The organism is Klebsiella sp. M041 (assembly GCF_059759695.1).
Genome location: NZ_JCAXWU010000002.1, coordinates 219,525 through 246,146 on the forward strand (window position 1 = coordinate 219,525; position 26,622 = coordinate 246,146).

Here is a 26,622-nt window from a genome sequence, read left to right on the forward strand (position 1 = left end):
ACAGCGGGTCGCCCTTGTATCTGTTTGAAAGCCTGAATCAGCTGATTCAAAACTACCTGCCGGAAGACCAGATCAAACGTCTGCGGCAGGCGTATCTCGTTGCACGTGACGCTCACGAGGGTCAGACACGTTCAAGCGGTGAACCTTATATCACGCACCCGGTCGCGGTAGCCTGTATTCTGGCCGAGATGAAGCTCGACTACGAAACGCTGATGGCCGCGCTGCTGCATGATGTGATTGAAGATACTCCCGCCACCTACCAGGACATGGAACAGCTTTTTGGTAAAAGCGTCGCCGAACTGGTAGAGGGGGTATCGAAACTTGATAAGCTCAAGTTCCGCGATAAGAAAGAGGCACAGGCCGAAAACTTTCGCAAAATGATCATGGCGATGGTGCAGGACATCCGCGTCATCCTCATCAAGCTTGCCGACCGCACCCACAACATGCGTACCCTGGGCTCGCTACGCCCGGATAAACGCCGCCGCATCGCCCGCGAAACGCTGGAAATCTACAGCCCGCTGGCGCACCGTTTAGGTATCCATCACATCAAAACCGAGCTCGAAGAGCTGGGCTTTGAGGCGCTGTACCCGAACCGCTACCGCGTCATTAAAGAGGTGGTCAAAGCGGCGCGCGGCAACCGTAAAGAGATGATCCAAAAGATTCTCTCGGAAATCGAAGGGCGTTTGCAGGAAGCGGGGATCCCCTGCCGCGTCAGCGGTCGCGAAAAGCATCTGTACTCGATCTACTGCAAAATGGTGCTCAAAGAGCAGCGTTTTCACTCGATCATGGATATCTACGCCTTCCGCGTTATCGTCCATGATGCCGATGTCTGCTACCGCGTGCTTGGCCAGATGCACAGCCTCTATAAACCGCGTCCAGGTCGTTTCAAAGATTACATCGCTATTCCGAAAGCGAACGGCTATCAGTCTTTGCACACCTCGATGATCGGCCCCCACGGCGTCCCGGTCGAGGTACAAATTCGTACCGAAGACATGGACCAGATGGCGGAGATGGGGGTCGCGGCGCACTGGGCTTATAAAGAGCACGGCGGCGAAAGCAGCACCACCGCGCAAATCCGCGCCCAGCGCTGGATGCAAAGCCTGCTGGAGCTGCAGCAGAGCGCCGGCAGCTCGTTTGAATTTATCGAGAGCGTTAAATCCGATCTGTTCCCCGATGAGATTTACGTTTTCACCCCGGAAGGGCGCATTGTCGAACTGCCCGCTGGCGCCACGCCGGTGGACTTCGCCTATGCGGTGCATACCGATATCGGCCATGCCTGCGTCGGCGCGCGCGTCGACCGCCAGCCCTATCCGCTGTCGCAGCCGCTCTCCAGCGGTCAGACTGTCGAAATTATTACCGCGCCGGGCGCACGTCCGAATGCCGCCTGGCTGAACTTTGTCGTCAGCTCGAAGGCGCGCGCCAAAATCCGTCAGCTGCTGAAAAACCTCAAGCGCGATGACTCGGTCAGCCTTGGCCGTCGTCTGCTTAACCACGCGCTGGGCGGTAGCCGCAAACTCGCCGAGATCCCGCCGGAGAATATCCAGCGCGAGCTCGACCGGATGAAGCTGGCCTCGCTTGACGATCTGCTGGCGGAGATCGGTCTGGGCAACGCCATGAGCGTGGTGGTGGCGAAAAACCTGCAGCAGGGCGAAGCCGCTGCGGCGCCGGTGCCGGCCAGTGCCTCAAACCACGGCCATCTGCCGATCAAAGGCGCCGATGGCGTGCTGATCACTTTCGCCAAGTGCTGTCGCCCGATCCCCGGTGACCCGATTATCGCCCACGTCAGTCCCGGCAAAGGGCTGGTTATCCATCATGAATCCTGTCGTAACATCCGCGGCTACCAGAAAGAGCCGGAGAAATTTATGGCGGTTGAGTGGGATAAAGAGACCGCTCAGGAGTTCATTACAGAGATCAAGGTGGATATGTTTAACCACCAGGGCGCACTGGCTAACCTGACGGCGGCGATCAACACCGCCTCTTCCAATATCCAGAGCCTGAATACGGAAGAGAAAGATGGCCGCGTATACAGCGCCTTTATCCGCCTGACCGCCCGCGACCGCGTGCATCTGGCGAATATCATGCGCAAAATACGCGTCATGCCGGACGTGATTAAAGTCACCCGTAACCGAAATTAGCTTTTAGACAAAACATTCGAATTGCATCAAGGCGGCAAGCGAATGACAAATCTGCCGGGAGCAGATTTGAACGCTGCCTGCAGCGCCCCCGTCAGGGGCGAGGCCCAGGGATGGGCCGCGTGATCCGCAGCGGCTAAAGAGGTAATTCGAAGGATTAAGAGTAATGAATTCACAGCGTTATGCGCGTATCTGCGAGATGCTCGCCAGGCGTCAGCCTGACCTGACGGTCTGCATGGAGCAGGTCCATAAGCCCCATAACGTCTCTGCGGTCATCCGGACCGCAGACGCCGTTGGCGTACACGAGGTGCACGCGGTCTGGCCGAGCAGCCGGATGCGCACCATGGCCTCCGCCGCCGCGGGCAGCAACAGCTGGGTGCAGGTGAAAACCCACCGTACCATCGCAGATGCCGTCGGCCACCTCAAAGGCCAGGGTATGCAAATCCTCGCCACCCATCTTTCCGACAAAGCCATCGATTTCCGTGAAATCGACTATACGCGCTCAACCTGCATCCTGATGGGTCAGGAGAAAACCGGCATCACTCAGGAAGCGCTGGCCCTGGCGGATCAGGACATTATTATCCCGATGATCGGCATGGTGCAGTCGCTGAACGTCTCCGTCGCCTCGGCGCTGATCCTGTATGAAGCCCAGCGGCAGCGACAGAATGCCGGGATGTACCAACGCGCCAACAGCATGCTGCCGCCGGAAGAGCAACAGCGCCTGCTGTTTGAAGGCGGCTATCCGGTGCTGGCCCGCGTCGCGAGACAAAAAGGGCTGCCTTACCCCCACGTTAACGAGCAGGGCGAAGTGGAAGCCGATGCCGCGTGGTGGGCCACCATGCAGGCTGCGAGGTAAACCCGATGTCAGGCCGCCTGTTAGATGCCGTTCCGCTCAGTTCACTCACCGGTGTCGGGGCTGCGCAGAGCAGCAAGCTGGTGAAGATCGGCCTGCATACGGTACAGGATCTGCTGCTGCACCTGCCTTTGCGCTACGAAGATCGCACCCATCTTTACCCGATAGCCGATCTGCTTCCCGGCGTTTATGCCACCGTGGAAGGCGAAGTGCTCAACAGCAATATCACCTTCGGCGGTCGCCGAATGATGACCTGCCAGATCAGCGACGGCACCGGCATCCTCACCATGCGCTTTTTCAACTTCAACGCGGCGATGAAAAACAGCCTCGCGACCGGTCGACGCGTGCTGGCCTACGGTGAAGCCAAACGCGGGAAGTACGGCGCCGAAATGATCCACCCGGAATATCGCGTCCAGGGCGATATGAGCACCCCGGAGCTGCAGGAAACCCTAACGCCGGTCTATCCGACTACCGAGGGCATTAAGCAGGCGACCCTGCGCAAGCTCACCGATCAGGCGCTCGAGCTGCTGGAGACCTGCGCTATCGGCGAACTCCTGCCGCCGGAGCTGGCGCAGGGGATGATGAGCCTGCCGGAGGCGCTGCGCACCCTGCATCGTCCGCCGCCATCGTTATTGCTTAGCGAGCTGGAAAGCGGCAAGCACCCGGCGCAGCAACGCCTGATTCTGGAAGAGCTGCTGGCGCACAACCTCAGCATGCTGGCGCTGCGGGCAGGCGCCCAGCGCTATCATGCCCTGCCGCTCGGCGCCAACGATACCCTGAAAAATCAGCTGCTGGCCTCCCTGCCCTTTAAGCCCACCGGCGCGCAGGCGCGGGTCACCGCCGAGATCGAGCGCGATATGACGCTGGACGTGCCAATGATGCGCCTGGTGCAGGGCGACGTCGGCTCCGGTAAAACGCTGGTCGCCGCCCTGGCCGCGTTGCGCGCTATCGCCCACGGCAAACAGGTGGCGCTGATGGCGCCCACCGAACTGCTCGCCGAGCAGCACGCCAATAACTTCCGCAGCTGGTTTGCACCGCTGGGCATTGAAGTCGGCTGGCTGGCGGGAAAACAGAAAGGCAAAGCCCGCCAGGCGCAGCAGGACGCGATCGCCAGCGGCGAGGTGCAGATGATTGTCGGCACCCACGCCATCTTCCAGGAACAGGTGCAGTTTAATGGCCTGGCGCTGGTGATTATCGACGAACAGCACCGCTTCGGCGTACACCAGCGGCTGGCGCTGTGGGAGAAAGGTCAGCAGCAGGGTTTTCATCCGCATCAGCTGATCATGACCGCCACGCCGATCCCGCGCACCCTGGCGATGACCGCCTACGCCGACCTCGATACCTCGGTTATCGACGAGCTGCCGCCGGGCCGAACCCCGGTGACCACCGTCGCCATCCCGGACACCCGGCGCAGCGATATTATCGACCGCGTGCGCAACGCATGCACCCACGAAGGCCGCCAGGCCTATTGGGTCTGTACCCTCATCGAAGAGTCCGATCTGCTGGAGGCCCAGGCGGCGGAAGCCACCTGGGAGGAGCTCAAGCTGGCGCTGCCGGAGCTGAATATCGGTCTGGTGCACGGGCGGATGAAACCGGCGGAAAAGCAGGCGGTGATGCAGGCTTTCAAGCAGGGCGAAATGCACCTGCTGGTAGCCACGACGGTCATTGAAGTCGGTGTCGACGTGCCGAACTCGAGCCTGATGATTATCGAAAACCCGGAACGTCTGGGCCTGGCGCAGCTGCACCAGCTCAGAGGGCGCGTCGGGCGCGGCGCGGTCGCTTCCCACTGCGTGCTACTCTATAAATCGCCGCTCTCTAAAACGGCGCAGAAGCGTCTGCAGGTGCTGCGCGACAGCAACGACGGTTTCGTCATCGCCCAGAAAGACCTTGAAATTCGCGGTCCCGGCGAGCTGCTCGGCACACGCCAGACCGGCAACGCCGAGTTTAAAGTGGCGGATTTACTGCGCGATCAGGCGATGATCCCCGACGTTCAGCGCATTGCGCGCCACATTCATGAACGCTATCCGCTGCAGGCCCAGGCGCTGATCGAGCGCTGGATGCCGGAAACCGAACGCTATTCCAACGCGTAGCGCGCTTTTGCCGCGCTGCGGGCAATTTTTCTACACAATGAGTGGATTATGAAACGAGAACTGGCCATCGAATTTTCGCGTGTCACCGAAGCCGCCGCGCTGGCGGGCTATAAATGGCTGGGCCGCGGCGATAAAAACTCCGCCGACGGCGCAGCGGTGAACGCCATGCGCATTATGCTTAACCTCGTCAATATCGACGGCACCATCGTCATCGGCGAGGGCGAAATCGATGAAGCGCCGATGCTCTATATCGGCGAAAAAGTGGGCACTGGCAAGGGCGATGCGGTGGATATCGCCGTCGATCCCATCGAAGGCACCCGGATGACGGCGATGGGCCAGGCTAACGCCCTGGCGGTGATGGCGGTCGGCGATAAAGGCTGCTTCCTCAACGCGCCGGATATGTATATGGAAAAGCTGATTGTCGGCCCGGGCGCTAAAGGCGCTATCGACCTCAGTCTGCCGCTGGAAGAGAACCTGCGCAATATCGCCCGCGCGCTGAACAAGCCGCTGGGCGAGCTGACCGTCACCGTGCTGGCGAAACCGCGCCACGACGCGGTGATTGCTCAGCTGCAGCAACTGGGCGTGCGCGTGTTCGCCATTCCCGATGGCGACGTCGCGGCCTCCATTCTCACCTGCATGCCGGATAGCGAAGTCGACGTGCTGTACGGCATCGGCGGCGCGCCGGAAGGGGTGGTTTCCGCCGCGGTGATCCGCGCGCTCGACGGCGATATGCAGGGCCGCCTGCTGGCTCGTCACCACGTGAAGGGCGACAGTGAAGAGAATCGTCGCATCGGTGAAAACGAGCTGGCGCGCTGCAAAACCATGGGCATCGAAGCGGGTAAAGTGCTGCGCCTTGATGAAATGGCGCGCAGCGATAACGTCGTCTTCTCCGCCACCGGCATCACCAAAGGCGATCTGCTGGACGGCATCACCCGTAAGGGCAATATGGCCACCACCGAGACGCTGCTGATCCGCGGCAAGTCGCGCACCATCCGTCGGATCCAGTCGATTCATTACCTCGACCGTAAAGATCCGGACGTCCAGCAGCACATCCTGTAATACCGCTTTCTCTCCTCCAGGCAACCGTCCGCGGGCGGTTGTCCTGTTCTTCGTTTATATTTGATCAATAGAGCTTTCTTGCGCCTGCGGGGTGGAAATCTTGCCCGTCTGGGCCGAAGATAAAGCATCGCTTGGCAACAGGAGAAGACGATGGCGGACTGGGTTAGCGGCAAAGTGACAAAAGTGGAGTACTGGACGGACGCCTTGTTCAGTTTATACGTGCGGGCGCCGGTTCAGCCGTTTACCGCCGGGCAATTTACCAAGCTCGGGCTGGAAATCGACGGCGAACGCGTGCAGCGCGCCTACTCCTACGTCAACGCTCCCGGCAATCCCGATCTCGAGTTCTATCTGGTCACCGTCCCGGAAGGCAAACTGAGCCCGCGTCTGGCGGCGCTGAAGCCGGGCGATGAGGTCCAGGTGGTGAGCGAAGCGGCTGGCTTCTTCGTCCTCGAGGAAGTACCGGATTGCGATACCCTGTGGATGCTGGCGACCGGCACCGCGCTTGGGCCTTACCTGTCGATTCTCCAGGAAGGCAAAGATCTTGAGCGCTTTAACCATCTGGTGCTGGTCCATGCCGTGCGCTACGCTGCGGACCTGAGCTATCTGCCGCTGATGCGCGAGCTTGAGCAGCGCTACGCCGGCAAATTACGCATCCAGACGGTGGTCAGCCGCGAAACCGTGGCAGGCTCGCTGACCGGCCGGGTGCCGTTCCTGATTGAAACCGGGGCGCTGGAGGAGGCGGTCGGCCTGCCGATGACCAACGACACCAGCCATGTGATGCTGTGCGGCAACCCGCAGATGGTGCGCGATACCCAACAGCTGTTAAAAGAGACCCGGCAGATGACCAAACATCTGCGTCGCCGGCCGGGCCACATGACGGCGGAGCACTACTGGTAATCAGGCGTCCGCTTTCCAGCGCACGTCCTGGGTCTCCTTGCCGAACTTATTCTCGCCCTGGGTGCCGACAAACGCCCCCAGGTCGATCAGCATCATGACGATAATCAGCGTCGGCACAAAACGCCCGACGCCCCACTGCCAGACCTGCGGCAGCATCGCCCAGTTCCCCGCCAGCAGCATCCACGCCAAAATCATCAGCAGCGCCCACAGTCCGGATTTGCCGCGATCGTGCAGTCGCTTCACCACCACCGCCGCCGTCGGCCACAGCAGGCAGACGATAATAAACGCCGCCGTCTGCAGATTAAGCAGATTGCTCCCTGCCAGGGTGAACAGAGCGCTCATGGTCACCAGCCAGATGGCAATCCAGATCCAGAAATCGCGGCGGCCAATGCGCCCTTTAATTGAGAATAACCACTGCTGTAGGGTCATGCGTTTTTCCTTATCATCATCGTCTGCGTAGTTTACCCTGGCGTCGTGACTTTTTGACAAGCGCCGCGCTTCCCGATTTAATCGTCAGCAGGAAAAAAAAGGAACGACGGGCATGAAGAAGTGGACAATCTTGTGTTTCAGTGGGCTGATGGGTCTTGCCGTCGGCCCGCACGCGTTGTCCGCAGAAAGCGAATCGACGACCGCTGCCCCCTACCTGCTCGCCGGCGCGCCGAGCTTTGACCTGTCGATCAGCCAGTTCCGGGAAAAATTTAACGCCGATAACCCGAAGCTGCCTCTGAATGAATTCCGTTCCATATCAACCAGCCGCGATCGGGCTAACCTGACCCGCGCCGCCAGCAAGATAAACGAAAATCTCTATGCCTCCACTGCGCTGGAGCGCGGCACGCTGAAGATCAAATCCATGCAGATCACCTGGCTGCCGATCCAGGGGCCGGAGCAAAAAGCGGCGAAGGCCAAAGCGCTGGAGTATATGAGCGCCATGATCCGCGCCTTCGTGCCCACCCTTAGCCCGGCGCAGAGCCAGCAAAAACTGCAGAAACTCCTGACCGCCGGCAAAGGCAAACGCTACTTCGCCGACACCGAGGGCGCCGTGCGCTATGTGGTGGCAGATCATGGCGAAAAGGGTCTGACCTTCGCTATTGAACCGATTAAGCTGGCGCTATCTGAAACGCTGGAAGGTAACAATAAATGACAAAAAGCAAAGCCTTTCCAGTGACGAGTCTCTATACTGTTTCACAGACCATGCTGCCCTCGGGGGCGGCTATATTCCTTAATTCGCTTAAGTAGCGTGGAGAATTAAAATGCGACATCCTTTAGTGATGGGTAACTGGAAACTGAACGGCAGCCGCCACATGGTAAACGAACTGGTTGCGAACCTGCGTACCGAGCTGGCTGGCGTAAGCGGCTGTGCAGTTGCCATCGCCCCGCCGGAAATGTATCTGGACCTGGCTAAGCGTGCGGCAGAAGGCAGCCACATCCACCTGGGCGCGCAGAACGTTGACGTGAACCTGTCCGGCGCTTTCACCGGTGAAACCTCCGCCGAAATGCTGAAAGATATCGGCGCGCAGTACATCATCATCGGCCACTCCGAGCGTCGTACCTACCACAAAGAATCCGACGAGCTGATCGCGAAGAAATTCGCCGTGCTGAAAGAGCAGGGTCTGACTCCGGTACTGTGCATCGGTGAAACCGAAGCGGAAAACGAAGCGGGCAAAACGGAAGAAGTTTGCGCGCGTCAGATCGACGCGGTACTGAAAACGCAGGGCGCTGCCGCTTTCGAAGGCGTGGTTATCGCTTACGAACCCGTATGGGCTATCGGTACCGGCAAATCCGCGACCCCGGCTCAGGCTCAGGCGGTGCACAAATTCATCCGTGACCACATTGCTAAAGCTGACGCCAAAATCGCTGAGCAAGTGATCATCCAGTACGGCGGTTCCGTTAACGCTGGCAACGCAGCAGAGCTGTTCACCCAGCCGGACATCGACGGCGCGCTGGTTGGCGGCGCTTCCCTGAAAGCAGACGCTTTCGCGGTGATCGTGAAAGCTGCAGAAGCGGCGAAAAAAGCCTAATCCGCTTTTCCCGGTGGCGACACGCGACCGGGATGACTGATAACTCTCTGAAGCCCGGCTTCGCACAGCGCAAGCCGGGCTTTTTTTGCCGCTACAGTTTCCCCAACAGCTGATACCAGGCGTAGTCCAGCGGCAGCAAAATCAAATAGCTCACCGCCGCCAGCGCCAGACACAGCAGCATCCCCGCCCTCGCCGGGACCTTGCCTAACCCCATCGCGACCACGATCGGCGACGCCTGATACGGCAGCAGCGGCGTGGAATAGCCCAGTACCTGAATCATAATTACGCTCAGCAACGGGAAGCCGGTGGCGTCGGCAAAGCTCTGGGCAAAGGTGGTGTAGAGCGCCGGCACGCCGTTGGCGGTCATAATAAAGTTCAGCGCGCTGGTTATCCCGGTCAGAGCGAGAAAGCTGGTGAAAGGATTGTCTTTATCCAGGGGCATCACTTCCAGCAGCGCATTGCCCACCACGCCGCCAATCCCGGTTTGGGTGACGGTGATCGCCAGCCCCAGAATCCCGGCGACGTAGATGCAGGTGCGCATATTCACGCCGCTGGCAAACTCCTCGCCGCTGATAAAGCCCACCCGCGGCAGCAGCGTTACCACCGCCGCCGCCAGGCCGGTCCACGCCGGGCCGACGCCGTGCCAGCTCTCGGTCACCCACAGCGTGAGGACCACCGCCAGCAGCCACGCCAGACGCTTCTCGTCGCGGCTCATCGCCGGCAGCGGCGCCAGGTCGCGCGGCGGATGCGGCTTACCAGGAAACAGCCAGCAGATTAGCGCCACCAGCGCCGCCCCTTTCAGCCAGCCAAGCACCGGCGTATGCAGCAGTAAATAGGGGACATAATTCAGGTGGATACCGTACGAGCCTTCCGCCGTGCCGCTCATCACCAGATTCGGCACGTTGGCGGGCAGAATGGTCGCCGACAGCTGAAAGGTGCCGAACCCCACCGCCAGCGCCAGGCCGAACCAGCCGCGGCTACCGTCGGCAATGCCCGCCCGGCGGGCCATCGCCGCCACGATCGGCATCAGCAGCGCGATGCGCCCCATGTTGGAAGGCATCACGAACGCCAGGGCGTAGCTGAGGAGTACCACGCTGGCGACCATCCGCGGCCAGGAGTCGGTTAGCCGCGCCGACAACGCCTGCGCCGCCCGGTCCGCCAGCCCGGTTTTACGGATCGCGATGCCGAGCACAAAGCCGCTGAACACCAGCCAGAAGGCCGAGGAGGCAAAGCCGCCAAAGATCACCTCCGGCGGGGCGATTTTCGCCATCATCGCCGCAGCGAAAAACAGCAGCGCGGTGATAAACTCCGGCAGCAGCGACGTCGCCCAGAGCACAATGGTGACGCCGACAATCAGTGAAGGGAGGAACAGCGGGTGGGTAAGCCAGAGCGACATGCCTGTCTCCTGTCGTTTTTTTCAGCAAGAATACGACGACAGGTAAGACAGGTAAACGCCAGAACTAGTGGTTTGCGTTAAGGATGGCGCAGCGATGATCCTGAATCTCTTCCGCCGAGGCCCGGTTCAGGGAGAGCAGGTTACGCTCCGTCGCCAGCAGCACCAGCGAGCCGTCGCTCTGCTGGGCCATCGCCAGCGCGAAGCGTCCCATATGCTGACGCGCCTCCGGCACCTCTTCCGCCAGCATCAGGAATGGGCTGCGCTGGGCCAGCTCCGCCTCCGTCACCCGGCGCGCCAGGTATTCATGGCCCTCAAGCCCACCCGGTAGCGGCAGCCAGCGGCTGCTGATCGCCGCCGCATCCTTATCTAACTGCGCGCGCACATCGGGGCGCAGGCAAGAGATATGAATATGGAAATGGTTTTGCGTGCGTCCGCTGCGCGAGTTGATTGCCAGCGATACCGCGTTATCCGGGACCGGCGCGCCGTGGCGCTGGCTCATGATTTCACGCCCCTGCCAGGCCTGCCAGAAGAAGTTGGGCGTCAGCGGATCCAACAGCAGCGGGCTTTCGGTGCCGTTAATGCGGTAGGTCGGCATCAGCAAATACTGCAGCGGGCCGTTACGGTCTTTAAACAGCACATAGCCGCCCTTGAGGTTCACTTCGGCGCACGGCGACGGGTTTTGCTGCTGTTGCTGATGGGGAACGCACTGCTGCAGAACAATCTTGCGCAACGCGTCCGGGTTGCCAGAGTGCAGCCAGTAGTAGCCGCCGGCCAGCGCCGCGAGGATCGCCACCAGCAGCGCCAGCAAAAAGTATCTTACTCTTCTCATTTTCATTCCCTGTTAAGCCTGAAGCGGAAGAGTAACGTAATTTGATGACTAAATGAAAACAGATGACGGGCGGGGCGCTTTTCCGGATGGCGTCTGGCGCGTTGCCCGGGCTACGCTGGCAGCCTGTAGGCCTGCGCAAGCACAGCCACTGCAGGGCGATGGCAGCAAGCCCCGCCGGAGCGGGGCTGGAGAGGTTTAACGCTGGCTAATCTGGTCGAAGGTGCCGCCGTTGGAGAAGTGCGCTTTCTGCGCTTTCGTCCAGCCGCCGAACTCCTGATCGATGGTGAACAGCTTCAGTTTCGGGAATTCATTAGCATATTTCTTCGCCACGTTCGGATCGCGCGGACGGTAGAAGTTCTTCGCCGCAATCTCCTGGCCTTCCGGCGAGTAGAGATACTTCAGGTACGCTTCCGCCACCTGGCGGGTGCCTTTCTTATCCACGACTTTATCGACCACCGAAACGGTCGGCTCAGCCAGAATCGACTCACTCGGAGTCACGATTTCAAACTTGTCTTTGCCCAGTTCGTTGGTCGCCAGCAGCGCTTCGTTTTCCCAGGCGATCAGCACATCTCCGATCCCGCGTTCTACGAAGGTATTGGTCGAACCGCGCGCGCCGGAGTCCAGCACTTCCACGTTTTTATACAGCGCCTTGACGAACTCCTGGGCTTTCGCCTGGTCGCCATGGTTCTGATGCAGGGCATAGCCCCAGGCCGCCAGGTAGTTCCAGCGAGCGCCGCCGGAGCTTTTCGGGTTCGGGGTAATGACCGACACGCCCGGTTTGATCAGGTCGTTCCAGTCATGGATCTGTTTCGGGTTGCCCTTACGGACGAGGAACACGATGGTGGAAGTATAGGGCGCGGAGTTATCCGGCAGGCGCTTCAGCCAGTTTTTATCGATACGGCCGCGCTCGGCGATCGCGTCGACGTCGTAGGCCAGCGCCAGCGTAACCACATCCGCTTCAATACCGTTAATCACCGAGGTCGCCTGCTTGCCGGAGCCGCCGTGCGACTGGCGGATCACCACGTTGTCGCCGGTCTCCTGCTTCCAGTGCGCGCTGAACGCTTTGTTGTACTGTTCGTACAGCTCGCGCGTTGGATCATAAGATACGTTTAATAGCTGAATGTCTTTTGCCAGAACGCTGGCGGATGCCAGCAACAGAGTTAACCCTACGCCCCACTTATTCATCGCACCGCTCTCTTTATGTCGTGTTGTGATGGGCTAAGCGTGCCAGAAAGCGATTCAATGATTAAAGAATAAAAAAAGATTGGCTATAACTTGCGAGAATAAAGGAAGGGATAAGGATCACCCCCTCCCTGGCGGGAGAGGGCGCGAAGCGATTAGACTTCTTCCATGCGGCCCAGGAGCGCCTGCAGACGCTCCTGCCAGCCCTGCTGCTGCTCTTTCAGCTGGCTGTTTTCGCGCTCCAGCTCTTCACGACCATGCTGCGCGCTCTGAACTTCCTGCGCCAGGGTGTTGTTCTTTTCTTTCAGCTCTTCGATTTCCATCTGCAACAGAGTGATGGTATCAATCGCCTGCTGAACCTTAGATTCTAATTTCTCAAACACTTCTAATGACATCGTCATACCTCTCCTGAACTTGCAAGGCGTTGATAGAAACTGGTGTTTCGTATACGCGGTCCCGCCTTAACGAAAATTAGCGCACATAGCGGTGTTATCGTCGATTGTATGAATCCCCGCCTCCCCTGTCCAGCGGCAAGCCGCGCAGATTGCGGTTTGCAACACTTTTCAGTCTTTACCTGGTACTTTCAGCGCAGTTCGCTCGTACTTCATGAGCCATTGTTAATTTTATGGTTAACAAAATGCGAGGTGAAACGCTCCGGCAGCGCGCTCAATGCGCGCGAATGGCGCGAAAACGCTCATTTTCTTGACGTGGTACACACATTTGAAGTTCGATATTTCTCGCTTTTGCTCGTTAACGATAAATTAACACTATGCCTACATGGCAATATGGTCGTCTGTGACCGCCCTACATACAATAATCATCACCACGCTTCAGGATTCGATTATGAGCCAAACATCAACCTTAAAAGGCCAGTGCATCGCAGAGTTCCTCGGTACCGGGTTGTTGATCTTTTTCGGCGTTGGGTGCGTGGCTGCGCTCAAGGTCGCGGGAGCCAGCTTCGGACAATGGGAAATCAGCATCATCTGGGGTCTGGGCGTCGCCATGGCGATCTACCTGACCGCCGGGGTATCCGGTGCGCACCTTAACCCTGCGGTGACCATCGCGCTCTGGCTGTTCGCCTGCTTCGATGGCCGCAAAGTGGTTCCTTTTATTATTTCGCAATTCGCTGGCGCCTTTTGCGCTGCGGCATTAGTTTACGGGCTTTATTACAATCTTTTCCTCGATTATGAAACCACTCACCATATGGTACGCGGCAGCGTGGAAAGCCTTGATCTGGCTGGCATCTTCTCCACTTACCCGAACCCGCATATCAATTTTGTGCAGGCCTTCGCGGTAGAGATGGTGATTACCGCTATCCTGATGGGCGTCATCCTGGCGCTGACCGACGATGGCAACGGCGTGCCGCGCGGCCCGCTGGCGCCGCTGCTGATCGGCCTGCTGATCGCGGTGATTGGCGCCTCCATGGGCCCGCTGACCGGCTTCGCCATGAACCCGGCGCGTGATATCGGCCCGAAAGCCTTCGCCTGGCTGGCCGGCTGGGGTGATGTCGCCTTCACCGGCGGCAAAGATATTCCTTATTTCCTGGTGCCGCTGTGCGCACCGGTGGTCGGCGCGGCGCTGGGCGCGTTCAGCTATCGTAAGCTGATTGGCCGCCACCTGCCTTGCGACACCTGCGTGGACGAAGAGCAACAGAGCCCCTCCTCTTCCACCACTCAACATAAAGCTTCGCTGTAATCTGACTACGGGACACCGACTATGACCGACAAAAAATATATCGTTGCGCTTGACCAGGGCACTACCAGCTCCCGGGCCGTTGTGATGGATCATGATGCCAATATCGTCAGCGTCTCCCAGCGAGAATTCGAACAAATTTATCCTAAGCCAGGCTGGGTCGAACACGACCCGATGGAAATCTGGGCGTCCCAAAGCTCGACGCTGGTCGAAGCGCTGGCCAAAGCGGATATCAACTCCGATCAGATCGCGGCCATCGGTATCACCAACCAGCGTGAGACCGTGGTGGTGTGGGAGCGTGAGACCGGCAAACCGATCTATAACGCCATCGTCTGGCAGTGCCGCCGCACCGCAGAGATCTGCGAGCAGCTCAAGCGTGACGGGATGGAGGAGTATATCCGCAAGGCCACTGGCCTGGTGGTGGACCCCTACTTCTCCGGCACCAAGGTGAAATGGATCCTCGACCATGTCGAAGGTTCCCGTGAGCGTGCGAAGCGCGGTGAGCTGCTGTTTGGCACCGTGGACACCTGGCTTATCTGGAAGATGACCCAGGGTCGCGTGCACGTCACCGACTACACCAACGCCTCGCGCACCATGCTATTCAACATCCACGACCTGGACTGGGACGACAAGATGCTCGACGCGCTGGATATTCCGCGCGCCATGCTGCCGGAAGTGCGCAAGTCGTCCGAAGTGTACGGCCAGACTAACATCGGTGGTAAAGGCGGGACCCGTATTCCTATCGCCGGGATCGCCGGTGACCAGCAGGCGGCCCTGTTCGGCCAGCTGTGCGTCAAGGAAGGGATGGCGAAAAATACCTATGGCACTGGCTGCTTTATGCTGATGAACACCGGCGAAAAAGCGGTGACCTCCACTCACGGTTTGCTGACCACCATCGCCTGCGGTCCGCGCGGCGAGGTGAACTACGCTCTGGAAGGGGCGGTGTTTATGGCTGGCGCCTCCATTCAGTGGCTGCGCGACGAGATGAAGCTCATCAGCGATGCGTTCGACTCCGAGTACTTCGCCACCAAAGTGAAGGACACCAACGGCGTGTATGTCGTGCCCGCGTTCACCGGTCTTGGCGCGCCCTACTGGGACCCGTATGCCCGCGGCGCGATTTTCGGCCTCACCCGCGGCGTGAACTCGAACCACATTATCCGTGCGACGCTGGAGTCCATCGCCTATCAGACCCGCGACGTGCTGGAAGCAATGCAGGCTGATTCCGGTATCCGTCTGCACGCCCTGCGCGTGGACGGCGGCGCGGTGGCCAACAACTTCCTGATGCAGTTCCAGTCCGATATCCTCGGCACCCGTGTGGAGCGTCCGGAAGTGCGCGAAGTCACAGCCCTGGGCGCCGCCTATCTGGCCGGGCTGGCGGTCGGCTTCTGGCAGAACCTTGATGAGCTGCAGGAGAAAGCGGTGATTGAGCGCGAATTCCGCCCGGGCATTGAAACCACCGAGCGCAACTATCGCTACAGCGGCTGGAAGAAAGCGGTGAAACGCGCCCTGGCGTGGGAAGAGCACGACGAAGCGTAAGATTGTTGAGGTATTCCCGGCTGGCGGCGTAAACGCCTTGGCCGGGATACAACCAGCAGGCCGCACACCCCGTAGCCCGGCTAAGCGCAGCGCGAGCCGGGGAGAAGCCGCGCCAACGCATAAATCCCGGGGTATCCGCGGGTTGCGGCGTAAACGCCTTACCCGGGCTACACAGCCCGCAGACCGCATAATCAGGTAGCGCACCGCCTCCGGGTTTTTATCAGCCAAACACCGGCAGCAGCAGAAACAGCTTAATCACCAGCGCGTTGACGATATCGATAAAGAACGCCCCCACCATCGGCACCACCAGGAAGGCCATGTGCGACGGGCCAAAACGGTCGGTAATCGCCTGCATATTGGCAATCGCCGTCGGCGTTGCCCCCAGACCAAACCCACAGTGGCCCGCCGCCAGCACCGCGGCATCGTAGTTTTTGCCCATCATCCGGTAGGTGACGAATACCGCATACAGCGCCATCGCCAACGCCTGGACCGCCAGGATAATAATCATCGGCAGCGCCAGGGAGGCCAACTCCCACAGTTTGAGGCTCATCAGCGCCATGGCGAGGAACAGCGACAGGCTGACGTTGCCCAGCACCGACACCGCGCGATCGAACACCCGATACAACCCCGCCAGCGCCAGGCTGTTGCTAAGGATCACGCCGATAAACAGCACGCAGACGAAGGTCGGCAGCTCAAAGACGCTGCCCGCCAGCAGTTGCGCAACCACCTTGCCCAGCGTCAGACAGATGGCGATCAGGGCGATACTCTCGATCAGCACCAGCGACGTGATCACCCGCCCTACGTCCGGCTTTTCAAAGGCGGTCGGCGCTACCTGATCGTCCGGCGTCCCGTCAGGAGAGGAAGAGTGCTTCACCAGGTAACGCGCCACCGGGCCGCCGATCAGACCGCCGAGCACCAGGCCGAAGGTCGCGCAGGCCATCGCCACCTCCGTGGCATTGGCAAAACCATAGCGCTCAATGAACAGCTTGCTCCACGCCGCGCCGGTGCCGTGGCCGCCGGAAAGGGTGATAGTGCCGGCCAGCAGACCCATCAGCGGATCCAGCCCCAGCAGCTTCGCCATGCCGATACCGAGGGCGTTCTGCAGCAGCAGCAGACCAACCACCACAATCAGAAAGGTACCCAGCACCTTGCCGCCCGCCCGCAGGCTGGCGAGGTTGGCGTTAAGCCCGATGGTGGCGAAGAACGCCAGCATCAGCGGATCTTTGAGGCTCATATCGAAATCAATTTCGATATCCATACTTTTTTTTAGCACCAGCAGCGCCAGCGCCACCAGCAGACCGCCGGCAACAGGTTCAGGAATGGTGTATTGCTTGAGGAGGGGAACGGTTTGGACGAGTTTTCTGCCGAGTAACAGCACAAGCGTTGCGGCAACGAGCGTCGATAAGGTATCGAGATGAAACATAAAAAGCTCCTTATGGCGCATGATCCATTCACACGCGACGATATTCCTGGTGTCTTTAGCTTCTCATCATGAGGAGTCAGAGGGGGATTTTACGCAGAACGGCGGAAAAAATGACAGAAAAACATATTTTGTATCCTGAATGATGCGATTTAGCATACAAAATGTTAATTATCTCGTTGCGCATATTCACTGCATAAATTTTTATGGGCAAACGCTGGCAAACGTTTGCTTTTGGTCTACAGTCCGATAAAATTCCCGCTTTGCCACCTTGGGATTGCTTGTGATGTCCGTTAACACCGCAGAGTCAGAAAATGCGCAACCGGTTGCGCATAAACCAGCCAGCGAATTAATCTACCGCCTCGAAGATCGCCCACCGCTACCGCAAACCCTGTTCGCCGCCTTCCAGCACCTGCTGGCGATGTTTGTCGCGGTGATCACCCCGGCGCTGTTAATCTGCCAGGCTCTCGGTCTCCCGGCGCAAGATACCCAACATATCATCAGCATGTCGCTGTTCGCCTCGGGCGTGGCCTCCATTATTCAGATCAAAGCCTGGGGCCCGGTCGGTTCCGGACTGCTCTCCATCCAGGGCACCAGCTTCAACTTTGTCGCCCCACTCATCATGGGCGGCACCGCGCTGAAAACCGGCGGCGCCGACGTCCCGACAATGATGGCCGCCCTGTTCGGCACCCTGATGCTGGCCAGCTGCACGGAAATGGTTCTCTCCCGCGTCCTGCATCTGGCGCGCCGCATCATTACCCCGCTGGTCTCCGGCGTGGTGGTGATGATTATCGGCCTGTCGCTGATTCAGGTCGGATTGACCTCCATCGGCGGCGGCTACGCGGCGATGGCCGACCACACCTTCGGCGCGCCGAAGAACCTGCTGCTGGCGGGCATCGTGCTGGCGCTGATCATCATTCTCAACCGCCAGCGTAATCCCTATTTGCGCATCGCTTCGCTGGTGATTGCCATGGCGGCGGGCTATCTGGCGGCGTGGTTCCTCGATATGCTGCCGGCCAACACCGCCCCGACCAACAGCAGCCTCATCACCGTTCCGACGCCGCTGTACTATGGCCTCGGCATCGACTGGAGCCTGCTGCTGCCGCTGATGCTGGTGTTTATGATCACCTCCCTGGAAACCATCGGCGATATCACCGCCACCTCCGATGTCTCCGAGCAGCCGGTCTCCGGTCCGCTGTATATGAAACGTCTGAAAGGCGGCGTGCTGGCTAACGGCCTCAACTCCTTTGTTTCCGCGGTCTTCAACACCTTCCCGAACTCCTGCTTCGGCCAGAACAACGGCGTGATCCAGCTGACCGGCGTCGCCAGCCGCTACGTCGGCTTTGTGGTAGCGCTGATGCTGATCGTCCTCGGGCTGTTCCCGGCGGTGAGCGGTTTCGTACAGCATATCCCTGAGCCGGTGCTCGGCGGCGCCACGCTGGTGATGTTCGGCACCATCGCCGCGTCCGGCGTGCGCATCGTCTCCCGCGAGCCGCTGAATCGCCGGGCGATCCTGATTATCGCCCTGTCGCTGGCGGTGGGCCTCGGCGTGTCGCAACAGCCGTTGATCCTGCAGTTCGCGCCGGACTGGCTGAAGAATCTGCTCTCCTCCGGCATCGCCGCCGGCGGTATCACGGCGATTGTTCTGAATTTAATTTTCCCGCCGGAAAAAGCCTGATTTAACGCGCCCCCGGTCGTGCCATCGGCCGGGACGCCCCCCTGTTGTCCTCCACCGCCTGCTCCGTCACGGAAATAAACCACGCCTGCCTTGAGAAGTGCGCCTAAATCGGGCATAACACGGTTATGTGCATCTCACAGAATGGAAGACCATGAAATTTCTTGGAAAGCTGATTCTCTGGCTGCTAGTCGCTCTGCTGCTCGTCATGGTTGGCGCGTGGTTCCTGCTGCAAACCCACTGGGGCGCCCGCCAGGCCAGCGCCTGGCTCAGCAATGGCACCGGCTGGCAGGTCTCCTTCGATGCGATGGATCATGATTTCTCCTCCCCTCTGCATGTGCAGTTGCAAAACGTCACCTTTGGCCGGGAAGGCAAGCCGGCAACCCTGGTGGCGAAAACGGTCGATATTGGTTTCAGCACCCGCCAGTTTAGCGACCCGCTGCATGCGGATGAGATTGTCCTTAACGACGGCACCCTGAATCTGTCCCCCCACTCTGCCGACCTGCCGTTCGCTGCCGACCGGCTGATGTTGCGCAATATGGCTTTCAATAGTCCGGAAACCGGCTGGACGCTCAGCGCGCAGCGCGTCACCGGCGGCGTCAGCCCATGGGCGCCGGAGGCAGGCAATGTGCTGGGGAAAACGGCACAGATCCAGATGAGCGCGGGTTCAATGACGCTCAACGGCGTCGAAGCCAGCAACGTCCTGATTCAGGGCAAGATTGATCAGGGCGAGGTCACCCTCTCCACCCTCGGCGCCGATGTCGCCCGCGGCACCTTAACCGGCAATGCGAAACGCAGCGCCGACGGCAGCTGGCTGGTGGATAACCTTCAGCTAAATGAGATCCGACTGCAGAGCGCCGCCTCGCTGGCCGACTTTTTCGCGCCGTTAACCACGGTCCCCTCTCTGCAGATTGGCCGCCTGGATATCACCGACGCCCGCCTGCAGGGGCCGGACTGGGCGGTAACCGACCTCGACCTGAACCTGCGCAACCTGACGCTCAGCCACGGCGGCTGGCAGAGCCAGGACGGCACGCTGTCGATGAATGCCAGCGAATTTATCTACGGCTCGCTGCACTTTTTCGACCCGATCGTGAATGCCGAATTTTCACCCCAGGGGATTGCCCTGCGCCAGTTCTCCTCGCGCTGGGAGGGCGGCATGGTGCGAACTTCCGGCAACTGGCTGCGCGCCGGTAACGCGCTGGTGCTCGACGACACCGCCTTCGCCGGGCTGGAGTACACGCTGCCGGCGAACTGGAAGCCGCTGTGGATGACGCCGCTGCCGGCCTGGCTGCAAAGCCTGACGCTGAAAAAATTCAGCGCCAGCCGCAACCTGATCATCGATGTGGACCCTGCCTTCCCATGGCAAATTACCGCTCTCGATGGCTATGGCGGCGAGCTTCAGCTGGTGAAAAACGGCAGCTGGGGGGTGTGGAACGGTAGTGCGACGCTGAACGCCGCGGCGGCGACTTTTAACCGAATTGACGTGCGCCGCCCTTCACTCAAGCTGAGCGCCACGGCGTCGACGCTCAATATCACTGAGCTCAGCGCGTTCACCGAGCGCGGTATTCTGCAGGCCACCGCCGCGGTATCCCAGCTGCCGCAGCGCCAGGTCAATCTGAGCTTGAACGGCCGCGGCGTGCCGCTGAATATTCTGCAGGCCTGGGGCTGGCCTTCGCTCCCCATCAGCGGGGATGGCAATCTCCAGCTGACCGCCAGCGGCAGCGTGCAGGCCGATGCCCCGCTCAAGCCGACGGTCAACGCACAGCTTAGCGCCGTGAACATGGAGAAACAGCAGGTGGCGCAAACGATGCGCAACGGCGAGGTCAATACCGCCCCCGCCGCGCCAGCGCCCGCTCCCGTCACGCCATAGCGATATCCCATCATCCTCTCCCCCACGGGAGAGGGAAAGCTTCTCAGCAAAAACGCCGCTCTGGCTACGCCCTCTCCCTGTCAGGGAGAGGGTCTGCAGGCATTCTGAAACCTGTGTGCAATAAGCGGCTATCTGTGCCTATTTACCGCTACTGGTTCCCTTCAAATATCAGAGTTGCTATAACCAAAATACTGGAAGTCGATAAAAAACCGCTCCCTGTCCCTACAAAAATATAAAAGGATCAATCATGCCTGAAATACGTCAGCGTATTCTGGAGAATATGCAAAAATTCTCCCGGGCCATGATCGGCGCCGTATTGTTCTTGCCGGTCATTGGCTTAATTCTGGCCCTCAGTTCAGTATTAACTAATCCGACATTAATTGCTGAAACCAGTTTCCTGCACCAGCTTGGGCAGATGCTCGGCGACACCTTTTGGCCTTTATTTGGCAACCTTGGCTTATTATTTTGCGTCGGCATTAGCTATGGTCTGGCAAAAGATAAAAAAACCGAAGTCGCGCTGGTTGCGGTGATGTGCTTCATTATGTTTCTTGGCGCCAACCACTCCTGGCTGGAACACACCCACGGACTCGCCGAAAAAATTAACGGTGAATATTATGGCACCGGGCAAACCCAGCTGCTGGGCTTTGTGGTGGTGGATATGGGCGTTTTCCTTGGCATTATTCTCGGCTGCACCATCGCGTGGGTGCACAATAAAGTCTCTACCATTGACCTGCCCGGCGCGCTGTCGATGTACGGCGGCGCCAAGCTGACGCTGGTGGCGATGACGCCGGTGGTTATCTTCTACGCCATCGCCTTTACCTGGATTTGGCCGTTTATGACCCACGGCATCTCCGCCCTCACCGGCTTTATGAAAAATGCCGGGGTCGCCGGGGTCTTCGTCTATGGTTTCTTTGAAAAATTTCTTATCCCGACCGGCCTGCACCATTTTGTCTGGTCCCCCTTCCAGCTCACCCAGATTGGCGGCACCCTGAACGTGGACGGCCAGGTGGTCTCCGGTACCCAGGCCATTTTCCTCGCCTATATGCGCCACCCGGATCTGACCCCGGTGATGAATGAGGCCCTACGCTTCTCACAGCAAGGGATGACCACCATCTTCGGCCTCGCCGGCGCCTCGCTGGCGTTCTACCACACCGCGAAGCCGGAGAAAAAAGTAATGGCTAAGGCGATTCTGCTGCCGGCGATTATCACCTCCATGCTGACCGGCATCACCGAGCCGATTGAGTTCACCTTTTTGTTTGTCTCGCCGCTGCTGTGGGTGATCCATGCGACGTTAACCGCCGCCTCGCAGGCCATTTGCGACCTCTTCACCGTACGCCCCTGGGGCGCATCGGGCCTGATCGAATTTCTGATCTATAACCTGCCGCTGCCGGTCTCCTTAACGCGCTGGCCGGGATATGTCCTTATCGGGATCGGCCAGTTCGCCGTCTACTACGTGATTTTCCGCACCCTGGTGGTGAGGCTGAATCTGAAAACACCGGGCCGGGAAGATGACGAGAGCGTGAAGCTCTACAGCAAAGCGGAGTACCGCCAGAAAGTCGCGCAGCCGCAGTCGGTTACCGATGACATTATCCGCGGCCTCGGGGGCAAGGAGAATATTCTCTCCGTCGATAATTGTTTTACTCGTCTGCGCGTAGCCGTGCGCGATATGGCGCAAGTTGATGACGCGCAATTAAAAAATACCGGCGCCAACGGCGTGGTGCGCAATCGTAATGAAGTTCAGGTTATTTATGGCGTAAAAGTGGGACAGGTACGTTCCCGGGTTGATAACTGGTTAGCAGAAAATTAATGAGGAGTTTGTATGAAATTAACCGTATTAGGCGGGGGCGGCGTTCGCTCTGCATTTTTAGCGAAATCTCTGGCATATAATGCTCACCGCATTGGTTTAACGGAGGTGGTTTTTCTCGATAACTCTGCGGATAATCTGGCGATATTCGGCGAAATTGCCCGCTATGTATTTACGACCATTCGCCCGGATATTCATTTCACGACCACCACCGACCCGGTCGCGGCGCTGCAAAACGCCAATTATATTATTACCACCCTGCGGGTCGGCGGCGATGAAAGCCGCATTCGCGACGAGCGCATTGCGCTGCAACATAACACCCTCGGCCAGGAGACCACCGGCGCCGGCGGCTTCGCGATGGCCATGCGCTCGATCCCGGCGATCCTCGACTATTGCCGGCTGATCGAGGCCCATGCCGCCGAAGACGCCATTCTGTTTAACTTTACCAACCCGTCAGGCCTGGTGACGGAAGCGATCGTCAAGTCCGGCTTTAAGCGTCGGGTCTATGGGATCTGCGATGCGCCTTCCGAGCTGATTCGTGAACTGCCGGCGATCCTCGGCTGTGAGGAGCGCGACCTGAGCGTGGAATGCTATGGGCTGAACCATTTCTCCTGGTTTACCCACTTCACCGTGCGCGGGGAAGCGGTGACCGAGCGGCTGATCGCCAGCCCGGCGCTGTACCAGAAGACCGCGATGCAGTACTTCTCACCCGAGCTGGTGCGGCTGTGCGATAACCAGTTACTCAACGAATATCTCTATTATTACTACTATCGCGACGAGGCGCTGAAGGCGATTCAGGGGGCAGGCGAAACGCGCGGGGAGCAAATCGCCCGTATCAATCAGGAGATGCGCCAGGCGCTGCGCACCGTGGATGCCAGAACGCAGCCGGAAGCCGCCTTCAATATCTGGATGCAGCACTACCTGCGCCGGGAAAACAGCTATATGCAGAACGAATCCCGGCAGGAGAAATTTCATACCCGCGAGCCGCTGACGCTGCGGCAGTTTATCGAAGAGCCGGACACCGGCGGCTATGCCGGGGTGGCGCTGGATATTCTGGAAGCGGTGAACAGCACCACCACCAAGCGGATCGTGGTGTCGATCCAGAATAATGGCACGCTCGACTTTTTGCGCCCTGACGACGTGATTGAGATCAGCTGCGACCTGAGCCGGGAGGGCCTCAAGCCGGTCACGCCGACGAAGGTGCCGACGGCGCAGAAGAATATGATTTCCTGCGTGAAAGAGTATGAGCGGCTGGCGGTAGCGGCGATCCTGCAGCAGGATAAGTCGCTGGCGGTGCGGGCGCTGATGGCGCACCCGCTGATCGGTTCCTGGTCGCTGGCGAAAACCCTGGTCGAAGCTTATCTCGACGATAAGCAGTTCGCCGCCTGGCGGTAAATCACTGACCGGACCTGGAGGCGTAGGCCGGGTAAGGCGCAGCCGCCACCCGGCAACATGGTGGCGCGGCGCCTGATATATTGCCCGGCGGCACTGCGCTTAGCGGAGCTACCTGTTGCCAGGTGCACGGGTAAACCACATCTTCAGTAGCCGCTCAAAGCCTAGGATGCAGTAGCCGAAAAACGGGTTGCTCCAGTAAATATCATCGTCGAACTTCTGCGGATCGTGAATGATAAACGCCGTATCCGCAGCCTGCGCCAGCGGGCTCTGATAATCGCCGGTAAAGCAGACCAGGTTGATCTCCTTCCCCTCCATGGCCTTCACCCAGTTGAGCGCCGAGCTGCTGCGCCCGGATTTAGAAATGATCCAGATGGAGTCGAAGCGAGCGGCGTTTTTCTGCTCAAGGATTTCGTAATCCGGCCACAGCGCCAGGCTGGCATTCACCCCAGTGACGAGGAACTTGTTATAAATATACTGGGCAATCAACTGCGAAAAACCGCTGCCGTGGATCAGGACGCGCTGCTGCGCGAGGCTTGCCAGCAGCGGCGTCAGCGCCTCCGCCGGCTGAATGCTCATATAGTCGATATCGTTGGTGACATCGAGCTTCGGCATGGTGATATTGAACTTGATGAAATAGACCAGCTCCAGCCAGCCGCTGAACTTAAGCTTTTTCGCCAACCGCACCAGCGAGGAGGGGTTACTGTAGCACTGCTCCGCCACGGCGCGGATCCCCTGGCGGATACACAGCTCCGGGTCGTTCTGGATAAAGCGCAGCACGGTCATTTCCGTTTTGCTTAGCTTCACGTCACGAAAGATATTTTCTAAGTCCATGGCGGGCTCCTCTCAGCGGCAGCATACGCTATCACCGTTCAGGAATAGCGTCTGCGGCCTGAGTCACCAGACTGAAATGAATGTTACTTTTTGTACAAAAATGGAATAAAAAAACCCTCTCCGCCGGAACGAGGGTGAACAAGGCGAGAATAATGGTGAGGGTGGCGCCGTCGCCCATGCCGTAGCCAATTTTCTCTTTGACGGACAAAACAGGATCTTTCATATGGGCACAATTCCCTTGGCGGCACCACAGATGGGTACCGGTTACATTTTTTATCAGCCTTTGCCGCAGGAAGATGAATTAGGTCATTATCAGAATATGTTTCATGTATTCTGCGATCGCGTTAGCCTGAAAGAGCATGAAAAAGTGTAACTCATGGATTTTGAACGGATTTGTCTCAGACTGTTCTGCAAAGTCCAGTTTTAACAGTAAAAAAGTGCGTTCAGGTATGTGGTAAACGGCTGAAAGTAGCTATAATGCGCCCCGCCTCCATGTAGCAATCGAGGCGCGGAAGATCGTCATCTCCGGTGAGGTGGCTGGACTTCAAATCCAGTTGGGGCCGCCAGCGGTCCCGGGCAGGTTCAACTCCTGTGATCTTCCGCCAAAATTGCTCCGCCGCTATCCGAGAATGTCTAAAAATCCCTTTATTTTCAAAGTACATAGTTAATCACTCATCCGTAACTGTCCGACAAGTTCTCCCTGAATCCATGAAAAATATGTATAGTGATGTGTATAGATTTTTTATACACATTTTTGACTTATACACATGGCACTGACAGACATACAAATCAAACGAGCAAAGCCCCAGGACAAGCCATATACATTGAACGATGGGCAAGGCCTGTCATTGCTTATTAATCCCGATGGTTCGAAGGGCTGGCGGTTCCGTTTCCGCCTTGCTGGGAAAGCGCGGTTAATGTCATTTGGCAGCTACGACTTGATAAGCCTCGCTGAAGCTCGTGAAAAGCGCGAGGTCGCCCGCAAGCAAGTTGCTACTGGCATTGATCCGGTTGAGAAACGGAAAGCGCAAAAACTGGCACAGCAGCTTTCAACAGAAAACTCATTCGAAGCCATAAGCCGCGAATGGCATGCAAACAAAGCTGACCGCTGGACAGTGGCATACCGTGACGAAATCATTAAGACTTTCGAACAAGATGTTTTCCCGTTCATCGGCAAACGTCCTATCGGTGAGATCAAACCGTTAGAATTGCTTGAAGTGCTGCGACGAATAGAGAAACGTGGAGCACTGGAGAAAACACGCAAGATACGCCAGCGGTGTGGAGAGGTTTTTCGCTACGCGATCATAACTGGCCGAGCTGAATACAACCCTGCCCCTGATTTAGCTATCGCATTAGCCGTGCCGAAGCAAAAGCATCATCCTTTTTTATCCGCCGAAGAATTGCCTCATTTTATCAGAGATCTTGAAGCCTATACCGGCAGCATCATCACTAAAAATGCGACTAAGATAGTCATGTTAACTGGTGTGAGGACGCAGGAAATGCGCTTTGCTACGTGGGATGAAATCGATTTAGAAAAGGCAATTTGGGAAATCCCAGCAGAAAGGATGAAAATGCGTAGGCCTCACATTGTCCCTTTATCTACTCAAGTGATTGAACTCTTTAAGCAGCTCAAGCCCATTACCGGTCATTATTCTTACATTTTTATCGGCAGGAATAACCGCAGTAAGCCAATTTGCAAAGAAAGTGTGACTCAAGTGATTGAGTTACTTGGTTACAAAGGGCGTGCAACAGGCCATGGTTTCAGGCATACCATGTCGACTATATTGCATGAAAAGGGTTTTAATAGTGCATGGATTGAAATGCAATTAGCTCATATGGATAAAAATACTATTCGAGGAACATATAACCACGCTCTTTACCTAGAGAAAAGAAAAAACATGATGCAGTGGTATTGTGATGAATTATACCCAAGAAAATAACAT

At 58.3% G+C, this 26,622-nt stretch carries 23 protein-coding genes and 1 tRNA gene; 16 read left to right on the forward strand and 8 right to left on the reverse strand.

What is annotated here, in order from left to right; all coding sequences use genetic code 11:
* Positions 1 to 14 precede the first annotated feature (14 nt).
* From spoT to fpr, 5 genes are all read left to right on the forward strand, one after another.
* Positions 15 to 2,135 carry a bifunctional GTP diphosphokinase/guanosine-3',5'-bis pyrophosphate 3'-pyrophosphohydrolase gene (gene spoT / locus AC6CWS_RS03055; RefSeq protein WP_065882897.1) on the forward strand — a complete coding sequence of 707 codons (2,121 nt, stop codon included), beginning with the start codon at positions 15 to 17 and terminating at the stop codon, positions 2,133 to 2,135.
* Positions 2,136 to 2,298: 163 nt separating this feature from the next.
* On the forward strand, positions 2,299 to 2,988 hold the full coding sequence (gene trmH, locus AC6CWS_RS03060; protein ID WP_065882898.1) for a tRNA (guanosine(18)-2'-O)-methyltransferase TrmH: 690 nt from the start codon (positions 2,299 to 2,301) through the stop codon (positions 2,986 to 2,988).
* 5 nt (positions 2,989 to 2,993) lie between these two features.
* On the forward strand, positions 2,994 to 5,075 hold the full coding sequence (gene recG / locus AC6CWS_RS03065; protein WP_102004401.1) for an ATP-dependent DNA helicase RecG: 2,082 nt from the start codon (positions 2,994 to 2,996) through the stop codon (positions 5,073 to 5,075).
* A 48-nt stretch (positions 5,076 to 5,123) separates the two neighbouring features.
* Entirely contained in the window at positions 5,124 to 6,134 is a 1,011-nt protein-coding gene (gene glpX / locus AC6CWS_RS03070; RefSeq protein ID WP_023291376.1) for a class II fructose-bisphosphatase, read from the forward strand.
* Positions 6,135 to 6,284: 150 nt separating this feature from the next.
* The gene (fpr, locus tag AC6CWS_RS03075) at positions 6,285 to 7,031 is read left to right on the forward strand and encodes a ferredoxin--NADP(+) reductase (protein ID WP_048298571.1); all 747 of its coding nucleotides are present in this window, start codon (positions 6,285 to 6,287) and stop codon (positions 7,029 to 7,031) included.
* Here fpr and AC6CWS_RS03080 read toward each other — a convergent pair whose 3' ends face one another.
* The gene (locus AC6CWS_RS03080; RefSeq protein ID WP_004173894.1) at positions 7,032 to 7,460 is read right to left on the reverse strand and encodes a DUF805 domain-containing protein; all 429 of its coding nucleotides are present in this window, start codon (positions 7,458 to 7,460) and stop codon (positions 7,032 to 7,034) included.
* Positions 7,461 to 7,572: 112 nt separating this feature from the next.
* On the opposite strand from AC6CWS_RS03080, the gene AC6CWS_RS03085 reads away from it, so the two are divergent.
* Both AC6CWS_RS03085 and tpiA read left to right on the forward strand, forming a co-directional pair.
* On the forward strand, positions 7,573 to 8,172 hold the full coding sequence (locus AC6CWS_RS03085) for a YiiQ family protein (RefSeq protein ID WP_023291378.1): 600 nt from the start codon (positions 7,573 to 7,575) through the stop codon (positions 8,170 to 8,172).
* 109 nt (positions 8,173 to 8,281) lie between these two features.
* Positions 8,282 to 9,049 (forward strand): triose-phosphate isomerase, encoded by a 768-nt coding sequence (gene tpiA / locus AC6CWS_RS03090; RefSeq protein WP_002922909.1) that lies wholly within the window; start codon positions 8,282 to 8,284, stop codon positions 9,047 to 9,049.
* A 91-nt stretch (positions 9,050 to 9,140) separates the two neighbouring features.
* On the opposite strand, the gene AC6CWS_RS03095 is transcribed toward tpiA, so the two are convergent.
* The 4 genes from AC6CWS_RS03095 to zapB form a co-directional block, all read right to left on the reverse strand.
* Positions 9,141 to 10,445, reverse strand: a complete 1,305-nt coding sequence (locus tag AC6CWS_RS03095; protein ID WP_065882900.1) for an SLC13 family permease — start codon at positions 10,443 to 10,445, stop codon at positions 9,141 to 9,143.
* Between the two features lie 64 nt (positions 10,446 to 10,509).
* The gene (locus tag AC6CWS_RS03100) at positions 10,510 to 11,274 is read right to left on the reverse strand and encodes a CDP-diacylglycerol diphosphatase (RefSeq protein ID WP_023291380.1); all 765 of its coding nucleotides are present in this window, start codon (positions 11,272 to 11,274) and stop codon (positions 10,510 to 10,512) included.
* Between the two features lie 195 nt (positions 11,275 to 11,469).
* Entirely contained in the window at positions 11,470 to 12,459 is a 990-nt protein-coding gene (locus AC6CWS_RS03105) for a sulfate ABC transporter substrate-binding protein (protein ID WP_023291381.1), read from the reverse strand.
* Between the two features lie 152 nt (positions 12,460 to 12,611).
* Entirely contained in the window at positions 12,612 to 12,857 is a 246-nt protein-coding gene (zapB, locus tag AC6CWS_RS03110; protein ID WP_086075620.1) for a septal ring assembly protein ZapB, read from the reverse strand.
* A 442-nt stretch (positions 12,858 to 13,299) separates the two neighbouring features.
* Between zapB and AC6CWS_RS03115 the strand changes: the two genes are divergently transcribed.
* Positions 13,300 to 14,151 carry an MIP/aquaporin family protein gene (locus AC6CWS_RS03115; RefSeq protein ID WP_012967047.1) on the forward strand — a complete coding sequence of 284 codons (852 nt, stop codon included), beginning with the start codon at positions 13,300 to 13,302 and terminating at the stop codon, positions 14,149 to 14,151.
* 21 nt (positions 14,152 to 14,172) lie between these two features.
* The gene (glpK, locus tag AC6CWS_RS03120; protein WP_004873089.1) at positions 14,173 to 15,684 is read left to right on the forward strand and encodes a glycerol kinase GlpK; all 1,512 of its coding nucleotides are present in this window, start codon (positions 14,173 to 14,175) and stop codon (positions 15,682 to 15,684) included.
* A gap of 220 nt (positions 15,685 to 15,904) precedes the next feature.
* Here glpK and gltS read toward each other — a convergent pair whose 3' ends face one another.
* Positions 15,905 to 17,107, reverse strand: a complete 1,203-nt coding sequence (gene gltS, locus AC6CWS_RS03125) for a sodium/glutamate symporter (RefSeq protein WP_032454381.1) — start codon at positions 17,105 to 17,107, stop codon at positions 15,905 to 15,907.
* Positions 17,108 to 17,390: 283 nt separating this feature from the next.
* On the opposite strand from gltS, the gene AC6CWS_RS03130 reads away from it, so the two are divergent.
* The 4 genes from AC6CWS_RS03130 (at position 17,391) to AC6CWS_RS03145 (ending at position 23,848) form a co-directional block, all read left to right on the forward strand.
* On the forward strand, positions 17,391 to 18,782 hold the full coding sequence (locus AC6CWS_RS03130) for a nucleobase:cation symporter-2 family protein (RefSeq protein WP_004150226.1): 1,392 nt from the start codon (positions 17,391 to 17,393) through the stop codon (positions 18,780 to 18,782).
* 151 nt (positions 18,783 to 18,933) lie between these two features.
* Entirely contained in the window at positions 18,934 to 20,649 is a 1,716-nt protein-coding gene (locus AC6CWS_RS03135) for an AsmA family protein (protein ID WP_065882901.1), read from the forward strand.
* Between the two features lie 247 nt (positions 20,650 to 20,896).
* Positions 20,897 to 22,456, forward strand: coding sequence for a PTS transporter subunit EIIC (locus AC6CWS_RS03140; protein WP_048335589.1), 1,560 nt, complete (start codon positions 20,897 to 20,899; stop codon positions 22,454 to 22,456).
* A gap of 12 nt (positions 22,457 to 22,468) precedes the next feature.
* Complete coding sequence (locus AC6CWS_RS03145; protein ID WP_048335591.1) at positions 22,469 to 23,848, forward strand: family 4 glycosyl hydrolase; 1,380 nt, start codon at positions 22,469 to 22,471, stop codon at positions 23,846 to 23,848.
* Between the two features lie 108 nt (positions 23,849 to 23,956).
* Here AC6CWS_RS03145 and AC6CWS_RS03150 read toward each other — a convergent pair whose 3' ends face one another.
* Together AC6CWS_RS03150 and AC6CWS_RS03155 are read right to left on the reverse strand one after the other, a co-directional pair.
* The gene (locus AC6CWS_RS03150) at positions 23,957 to 24,679 is read right to left on the reverse strand and encodes a MurR/RpiR family transcriptional regulator (protein WP_023291388.1); all 723 of its coding nucleotides are present in this window, start codon (positions 24,677 to 24,679) and stop codon (positions 23,957 to 23,959) included.
* Positions 24,680 to 24,710: 31 nt separating this feature from the next.
* Positions 24,711 to 24,902: a hypothetical protein gene (locus AC6CWS_RS03155; protein ID WP_048335595.1), complete on the reverse strand. Its 192-nt coding sequence runs from the start codon at positions 24,900 to 24,902 to the stop codon at positions 24,711 to 24,713.
* On the opposite strand from AC6CWS_RS03155, the gene AC6CWS_RS03160 reads away from it, so the two are divergent.
* From AC6CWS_RS03160 to AC6CWS_RS03170, 3 genes are all read left to right on the forward strand, one after another.
* Positions 24,903 to 25,052 (forward strand): hypothetical protein, encoded by a 150-nt coding sequence (locus AC6CWS_RS03160; protein WP_158240154.1) that lies wholly within the window; start codon positions 24,903 to 24,905, stop codon positions 25,050 to 25,052.
* Between the two features lie 137 nt (positions 25,053 to 25,189).
* A tRNA-Sec gene (locus tag AC6CWS_RS03165) sits at positions 25,190 to 25,284 on the forward strand.
* 162 nt (positions 25,285 to 25,446) lie between these two features.
* Positions 25,447 to 26,619, forward strand: coding sequence for a tyrosine-type recombinase/integrase (locus tag AC6CWS_RS03170; RefSeq protein WP_498256382.1), 1,173 nt, complete (start codon positions 25,447 to 25,449; stop codon positions 26,617 to 26,619).
* Positions 26,620 to 26,622: the final 3 nt, after the last annotated feature.